The sequence below is a fragment of the Pseudomonas sp. MB-090624 genome (assembly GCF_003205245.1).
Lineage (GTDB): Bacteria > Pseudomonadota > Gammaproteobacteria > Pseudomonadales > Pseudomonadaceae > Aquipseudomonas > Aquipseudomonas juntendi.
On the sequence record NZ_QJRK01000047.1, the window covers coordinates 48288 to 55889 of the forward strand.

At 64.9% G+C, this 7602-nt stretch carries 7 protein-coding genes; 2 read left to right on the forward strand and 5 right to left on the reverse strand.

Annotated elements, in window-relative coordinates; translation table 11 throughout:
• Window positions 1-6 precede the first annotated feature (6 nt).
• Window positions 7-1437 (reverse strand): coniferyl aldehyde dehydrogenase, encoded by a 1431-nt coding sequence (locus DMX12_RS23015; RefSeq protein ID WP_110679531.1) that lies wholly within the window; start codon window positions 1435-1437, stop codon window positions 7-9.
• Between the two features lie 151 nt (window positions 1438-1588).
• On the opposite strand from DMX12_RS23015, the gene DMX12_RS23020 reads away from it, so the two are divergent.
• Entirely contained in the window at window positions 1589-2254 is a 666-nt protein-coding gene (locus DMX12_RS23020; protein ID WP_110679532.1) for a TetR/AcrR family transcriptional regulator, read from the forward strand.
• Window positions 2255-2302: 48 nt separating this feature from the next.
• Window positions 2303-3157, forward strand: a complete 855-nt coding sequence (locus DMX12_RS23025; RefSeq protein WP_110679533.1) for a sulfurtransferase — start codon at window positions 2303-2305, stop codon at window positions 3155-3157.
• Window positions 3158-3190: 33 nt separating this feature from the next.
• On the opposite strand, the gene DMX12_RS23030 is transcribed toward DMX12_RS23025, so the two are convergent.
• The 4 genes from DMX12_RS23030 to rsmD form a co-directional block, all read right to left on the reverse strand.
• Window positions 3191-4183: a hydrolase gene (locus DMX12_RS23030; protein WP_110679534.1), complete on the reverse strand. Its 993-nt coding sequence runs from the start codon at window positions 4181-4183 to the stop codon at window positions 3191-3193.
• 60 nt (window positions 4184-4243) lie between these two features.
• Window positions 4244-5641 carry a pitrilysin family protein gene (locus DMX12_RS23035; RefSeq protein WP_110679535.1) on the reverse strand — a complete coding sequence of 466 codons (1398 nt, stop codon included), beginning with the start codon at window positions 5639-5641 and terminating at the stop codon, window positions 4244-4246.
• The gene (locus tag DMX12_RS23040; protein ID WP_110679536.1) at window positions 5638-6918 is read right to left on the reverse strand and encodes a pitrilysin family protein; all 1281 of its coding nucleotides are present in this window, start codon (window positions 6916-6918) and stop codon (window positions 5638-5640) included. Before DMX12_RS23040 ends, DMX12_RS23035 begins: the two co-directional genes overlap by 4 nt.
• Before the next feature lie 124 nt (window positions 6919-7042).
• On the reverse strand, window positions 7043-7602 hold a 560-nt coding region (gene rsmD, locus DMX12_RS23045; protein WP_110679537.1), incomplete at its 5' end, for a 16S rRNA (guanine(966)-N(2))-methyltransferase RsmD.

Below are 7602 nucleotides of genomic sequence, written 5' to 3' on the forward strand. Positions count from 1 at the left end.
CGGGCCTCAGCGGATGAACAACTTGTAGACCAGGCGCTGCAGGGCTTTGCCGTAAGGCGGGTAAATCAGCCGTGCGGCGTTGAAGCGTTGCTTGGCCAGTACCGCCTTGGCCTTGCTGAAGGTCAGGAAGCCTTCGTGGCCGTGGTAGTGCCCCATGCCCGAGGGGCCTATGCCACCGAACGGCAGGTCGTCCTGAGCCACATGCAGCAAGGTGTCGTTCAGGCATACCCCGCCGGAATGGCTGTGCTGCAACACCTGTTGCTGTTCGCCGCGGTCGTAGCCGAAGTAGTACAGCGCCAAGGGCCGCGGGCGCTGGTTGATGTAGGCCAGCGCGTCATCGAGCGTGTCGTAGGGCACCAGCGGCAGCAGCGGGCCGAATATTTCGTCCTGCATGACCTGCATGGTGTCGTTCACCTTGGTCAGCACGTGTGGCGGCAGGCGCCGCCCCTGGCGTGTCTCGTGGGCGTACAGGTCGGTCACCTGCGCACCTTTGCCGCGCGCGTCCTGCAGCAGGTGCTCAAGGCGTGCCAGTTGCCGGGGGTTGATGATGGCGCTGTAGTCAGGGTTGTCGGCAATGCGAGGGTACATGCGCCGTACGGCGGTGCCGTAGGCATCGGCGAAAGCATTCAGGCGCTCGCGCGGCACCAGCACGTAGTCGGGGGCGACGCAGGTCTGGCCGGCGTTGAGCGTCTTGCCGAAGGCGATGCGCTCGGCGGCTGTTTCCAGCGGTACGGTGGCCGACACGATGGCCGGGGATTTGCCGCCCAACTCCAGGGTCACCGGCGTCAGGTTTTGCGCGGCCGCCAGCATGACCTGGCGGCCTATGCTGGTGGCCCCGGTGAACAGCAGGTGATCGAAAGGCAGGCGAGCGAACGCCTGGCCGACCTCGACCTCGCCAAGCACCACACTGACCAGGTCCTCGGGAAACACCCGTTGCAGCAGGGCCTGCAAGGCTTGGCCAGTAGCCGGGGTGGCCTCGCTGAGCTTGAGCATGACCCGGTTGCCAGCGGCCAGGGCACAGGTGAGTGGGCCGATGGCGAGAAACAGCGGGTAATTCCACGGCACGATGATGCCGACAACGCCTAGCGGCTGGTAAAGCACCCGCGCGCTGGCCGGCTGGAATGCCAGCCCCACGGCCCGCCTGGAAGGGCGCATCCAGCGTTGCAGGTGGCGTTCGGCATGGCGTATGCCCTGCACCGAGGGCAGAAGCTCGGCCAGCAACGTTTCATCGGCGCTGCGCCCGCCGAAGTCGGCATCGATTGCTGCGATCAGCTGCTGCTGGTTGGCCAGCAGGGCCTCGCGCAAGCTTTTCAGCCACTGCCGCCGTTGTGTTGCCGGCGGCAGAGGGTTGCCGGCGAACGCCTGGCGCTGGGCGCTGAATGTCGCCTCCAGGGCGTGGTCGGCATGCACGGCAGGCAAGGCGATGGGCGAGGTCACGGCGGTCTCCTGGCTGAGCTTGAAGTTTCTAGAGTCTATACTCTAATTTCTGCGTTGGCGCGAGTATTACCCTTGCAGAGACCGGTGTATCAGCCGGGTGAATCGCCGTAAGATGAACCTTTATCAACGCCTGCAGACTGGGAGCTTGAGCATGGCCCCGCGCATGAAGACCCGAGAGCGCATCGTGCAGAACAGCCTGGAGCTGTTCAACCAGCAGGGCGAGAGATGCGTCAGTACCAACCACATTGCCGCACACATGGAAATTTCGCCCGGCAACCTGTATTACCACTTCCCTAACAAGCAGGCGATCATCGCGGTGTTGTTCAGCCAGTACGAAGAACTGGTGGACAGTTTCCTGCGCCCGCCGCAGGGGCGTGCGGCGACCGTGGAAGACAAGCGGTTCTACCTCAAGGCGCTACTGGCGGCGATGTGGAACTACCGCTTCCTGCACCGCGACCTGGAGCATCTGCTGGACAGCGATGCCGAACTGGCCGCCCGCTACCGGCGCTTCTCCGAGCGCTGCCTGCGCCAGGGCCAGGCGATCTATCGCGGCTTCGTCGAGGCAGGCATCCTGGCCATGGCGCCGGCGCAGATCGAATCGCTGACCATCAACGCCTGGATCGTGCTGACCTCGTGGGTACGTTTTCTCAGCACCACCCGCGAGCACTCCGCGCACCTGGGTGAAGAAGCCTTCATGCGCGGCGTCTACCAGGTACTGGTGCTGGAGCTGGGTTTCGTCACCGACAGTGCCCGCCACGCGGTGGACACGCTGTGCCAGGAATTTCAGGTACCGTTCAACCAGGCCCTGGAGCTGTAACCCGGGGCGCCAGTGTCATTGCTTTGTGCCATTGATCAGGAGATTGTCATGCCCCTTGCGCAATTGATCACCCCGCAACAATTGGCCGAGCGTCTGGGCTCGCCCAAATCGGTGATCCTCGACTGCCGCTTTGCCCTTGAAGATGTCGACTATGGCCAACGCAGCTATGCGCAAGGGCACATAGCCGGTGCGCATTTTGCCGACCTCGACCGCGATCTCAGCGGGCCGGTGAGCAAGGGGCGTACCGGGCGCCACCCGTTGCCCGATGCGCAGCGGCTGGTCGAGCGCTTGCGTGAGTGGGGTGTGGACAACGACAGCGAAGTGGTGCTGTACGACGACGGCCCCGGCGCCTTTGCTGCCCGTGCCTGGTGGCTGCTGGTCTGGTTGGGCAAGCGCAGCGGCGTGGCGATCCTCGACGGTGGCCTGAAGGCCTGGCATGCAGCGCACCTGCCCCTGAGCCTGGACCCTGCACCCAAGCGCCAAGGCACGTTCAGCGGCGAGCCAGACCCCGCGCTGCTGATCGATGCCGACCACCTGGCCAAGCGCCTGGGCAATGCAGACCTGACCCTGATCGATGCGCGGGCATTGCCGCGTTTTCGCGGCGAGGTGGAGCCCATCGACCCGGTGGCAGGGCATATCCCCGGTGCGCAGTGCGCGGCGTTTACTGACAACCTGGGGCCTGACGGGCGCTTTTTGCCGGCCGATCAGCTCAGGCAGCGCTTTGCCGAAAAGCTGGCCGGGCGGGCACCGGAGCACGTGGTGTCTTACTGCGGGTCGGGGGTGACGGCATGCCACAACCTGTTTGCACTGGCGCTGGCAGGTTACCCGCTGGGCAAGCTGTATGCCGGGTCGTGGAGTGAGTGGATCACTGATCCGAAGCATGGGGTGGCCACCGGCGAATAGGTACCTCAGCCGCGAGCAGGGCATGGAGGGACGTTACTGGCCCTCCACCAGCCACTGCGGAATCCGCCGTTCCAGGTAGTACCCGGGCCTGCGCAGGCTGCCATCGACAAAGCCCACATGGCCGCCGCGGCGGTGCAGCTCGAAACGGGTCTGGGGGGCCAGTTCCCGCGCGGTCGGCAAGCTGTGGCTGGACACGAACGGGTCGTCACTGGACTGAATGATCAGCGTTGGCGTGCGGTTCTGGCCAAGAAAGAAGTGGCTCGACGAGCGGCGATAGTAGTCGTGCACATCGCGAAAACCGTTCAAGGGTGCCGTGACCTTGCCGTCGAACTCCCAGAACGTGCGCAGGTTGCTCAGCTGGCCCAGGCGTTCGAGTTCGGCCAACCGGTCATGCTGGCCCTGGGCATGGAAGTGCCGCTGCTTGAGTTGTACATACGCCAGCATTTCGCGCATGAAGTGCGCCTGGTACACCTTGGAAAATCCCTGGCCGATGCGGTCTGCGCAGTGGTCCAGACGAAACGGTACCGAGACCGCTACCGCAGCCTCCAGCTGGCTGGCGACGCCGCTTTCACCCAGGTATTTCAACAACACATTGCCGCCCAGCGAATAACCCACCGCATACAGCGGTGCCAGTGGGCGCTGGGCGCGCAGGTGGCCGATGATCTCCGCCAGGTCTTCGCTGGCGCCGGAGTGATAGCTTCGGGGCAACAGGTTGGGTTCGCCCGAGCAGCCGCGCCAGTTCACCGCCACGCTGGCCCAGCCCCGCGCTTGCAGGGTTTGCTGCAAGCCCTTCACATAGGGTGAGTGAGAGGAACCGGTGAGCCCGTGCAACACCAGTACCAGCGGCGCCTGCGGCTGGTGCGGGCCATGCCAGTCCAGGTCGATGAAGTCGCCATCAGCCAGCCACAGGCGCTCCCGGTTGCGCGCAAGCGCTGGCAGCTTGCGCCACAGGGGGCCCCACAATGTTTGCAGATGCGGGTTGGACAGGCCGATGGCCGGACGGAAAGGGGCGCTGAAGCTAGGCATGCTGGGCGACTCGTGATGTGCCGGCCTAGAGTGCCACGAAACAGCGCCTTTGTACCTGCGCTATTGGTCGAGCGCGGTCGGTTTGGGTAATGGCAATTGCTCGGTAACCGGGCCGCTGGTGACGAATACCTGTGGGGCCTGCAACCAGACTTGCGCCGCTTCACGCAGATTGGCAGGCGTAAGCGCCGACAGTTTACCGAGGAAGGTGCCCAGGTGGTCTGGCGCCAAGCCTTGGTGGCTGTAGGTGGCCAAGGCCTGGGCCATTCTCGCGCGGTCTGCCAGGCTGTCGTGCAGTTTACCGGCGATCTGGTTCACCGCCATGTCGCATTCGGCCTGGCTGGGGCCGTGTTCACGCAGGCATGCCAGAATCGCCGACACCAGCGCGCCAGAGGCATCCCGGTACTGGGGGGCGATGTCCCAGTGGATCTGCAACTGGCTGGCGGCATCCAGCGGCCTCAGGTCGCAGGAGACGGCGTAGGTGAGGTTGCGCAGGGTGCGCAATTCCTGGGTAAGGCGCGACTCGTAGCTACTGCCCAGGATTGCGTTGAGCAGATACAGGGCCGGGAACACCGGATCTTGGGCCGATACGTTCGTTGCAAGGGTGAGCGTTGCCTGGGTGGTACTGCTGGCCGCAGCGAGATTCAGGTCCAATGCCTGGTAGTGGGGAACCGATGGCGTGCGTTGCGCCGCCCAGCCTTGCGGCAGGGCCCGGACCAGGTCGTCGACAAGCTGCCGTGCTTCCTCGCGGGTCAGGTTGCCCACCAGGCCGATGTCGAGGTTGTTGGCCGAATACGCCTGTTGGTGGAACGCCCGGATCTGGTCATCGCCAATGCTGGCGATAGTCTGCGCCGTCAGGGTGGCCGCGTAGGGGTGGCCGCTGAAGATATGCGCGGTGGCCGCCTTGGTAATCCGCAGCAGCGGATGGTTGCCATACCTGGCCTGGCTGAATACGAGCCGTTCGCCGATTTTGGCCACATCGCCCGCGCGCAATGCCGGGCGGGCCAGCATCTCGGTCAGCAGTTGCATCGCGCTGTCGCGCAGTGCCGGCAGGCTCAGGGCGCGCAGGGTGACAAGGGCGCTGTCGTCGCTGATCCTCCTGCCCAGGATGGCGCCGAAACCGGCCATATCCTCGGCGAACCGCGTGGCGTCGAGTTGCCCGGTGCCTTGGTCGAGGCTGTACAGCACAAGTGCCGCAAGCCCAGGGTGGGCGCCGTCGAGTACGCTGCCTGCGCGAAAGCGTAATGCCAGGTCGAACATGGGCCGGTCATGGCGTGCGAGGAAGCTGACGCGGGTGCCTTCTGCCGTTCGCCAGTGCTCAGGGTGGGCCTGCAGGTCTGGAATGTGGCCAAGGTCGATACCCTGTGCCGAGTGCAGGTTGGCCATGGCCGCCAAGGCGGTGTCGTCAGCCGGGCCGTTGCACGTCAGCGGCAAGGGGGCCGGGGAGGGTACCTGGATCATGCTGTTGCTCCTGGCTGAAGGTAGCTGGTGGTCAACCGTTCGCGCCCCAGGTAGGCAAGTGCCACTTGCTGCACCTGTTGGCTGTCGAGGTCGCGGATGATCTGGATGTCTTGGTCCACGGCCGCGACGGCGATGCCGGCAGCGGCGGCCTCGCCGATTCGCTCGGCTTGGGCCACCTGGCTGTCAGTGAACAGGCGGCGGGCAAGCATGCGCAATTTCGCGCGTTCAAGCTCAGCAGTGGGCACCGCAGTGTTGCGCAGTGCTTCCAGGTGCTGGCAAACAGCGTGTGCAGCCTGTTCTGGCGTGCTGTTCATGCTGTTCACGTACGCTGACAGGGTCAGCAGCGTGTCACCCTGCAACCAGGGCTGATAGGTGATGCTGATGCCGGTGAGCAGGCGTTTGTCGCGCACCAGGTCACTGTAGAGCCTGGCGCTGAACCCCTCGGCCAGCACCTCGCGGATCAACTCGAGGGCAGGGGCGGTGGCTGCATCCGCTGCGGTGGCCCTGCTCGGAACGTTGAACGACATGAACAGCCCTTCGCGTAACCCGGGCAGGCTCACGGTTTGCGTGCGCGCCTGCAACGGCTGGGCTTGCCGTGGTGCGGGGCGCTTCGGCACTGGCGCGCTCGGCAGGCTGGCGAAGTACTGCTCTACCTGGGTGCGCAGGGTTGCCAGGTCGATGCCGCCAACCACCACCAGCGTGGCGTTGTTGGGCCGGTACCAGGTTGCATACCAGGTTCGCAGCGTTTCCAGTCCTATATCGGCAAGGTCGGCCAGGGAACCGAAGCTCGGTTGCCCATAGGCATTGCCGCCATGGGCCAGCGCCAGGTGAAGGTCGTACGCCTGTTGGTCTGGGTGGTTGTCCAACTTGAGGCGCCTTTCGTCCTCGACGGCTTTCTTTTCCCGGTCCAGTTCTGCCTGGCCGAAGGTCGCGCTGTTCATGGCATCGGCCATGATCTCCAATGCGATTGGCAGGCGAGCGACCGGCAGCGTTATCTCGTACGCCGTCGCCTCTTCGTGGGTGCTGGCATTGGCGTTGCCGCCCAGGCGGGCGATCACTCGCGAGTATTGGCCGGCGGCAAGTTTGCTGCTGCCTTCGAAAATCAGGTGTTCCAGGAGGTGGGACAGGTTGCTGTGGCCCGCGGGCTCATCGCTGGAACCCACGTGATACCAGAGTTGCACGGCGGCCAGCTGGCTGGTGTGGTCTGGCCGCAGGTAGACGGACAAACCGTTGCTCAGGGTGAAGTGCTGCAGTGGCAAGGGGGCGGCTGAAGCCACAGATGCCAGTCCTGCTGAGACCTGGTCGAGGGTGACGGGCGCAGGTGAAGTCATCGCTGAAGTGCTCCGGTTGGGTGAACCGCAACAGCTTCAGCGAAATGGCGCCGCGGGCAGCGCTACATAGTTAGCCCCGCTGCCACAGCGCGTAATACACCTGGCCGGTTTTTTTCTCGCGATGCAAACGCCAGTTGCCGGGCAGTTGCAGGGCCGACGGCGCGGCTTCGCTCTCGGTGTAGACCCAGGCTTGCTCGCTGAGCCATTGATGCTGCTCCAGCAGGTTGCAGGTGTTGGCCAGCAGGTCCTGGTGGAATGGCGGGTCGAGGAACACCACGTCGAACTGCTGCTTGGCCGGGTTCTGCAAGTAGCGCAGGGCATCGGTTTGCAGGATTTGCCCGCGCGGGCAGCGGAGGATTTCCAGGTTGTTTTTCAGGTTGGCGATGGCCGCCGGGTTGCTGTCCAGTGCCACGGCGTCTTCGGCGCCGCGGGACAGGGCTTCGAGCACGAGGGCGCCACTGCCGGTGAAGGCGTCCAGTACCCGAGCGCCCTCGATGTAGGGCGCCAGCCAGTTGAAGACGGTTTCGCGCACACGGTCGGGCGTTGGCCGCAGGCCTTCACCTTCCGGCACCGCCAGGCGACGGCTGCGCCACTCGCCGGCGATGATGCGCAGGTGGCCCTGGCCCTTGC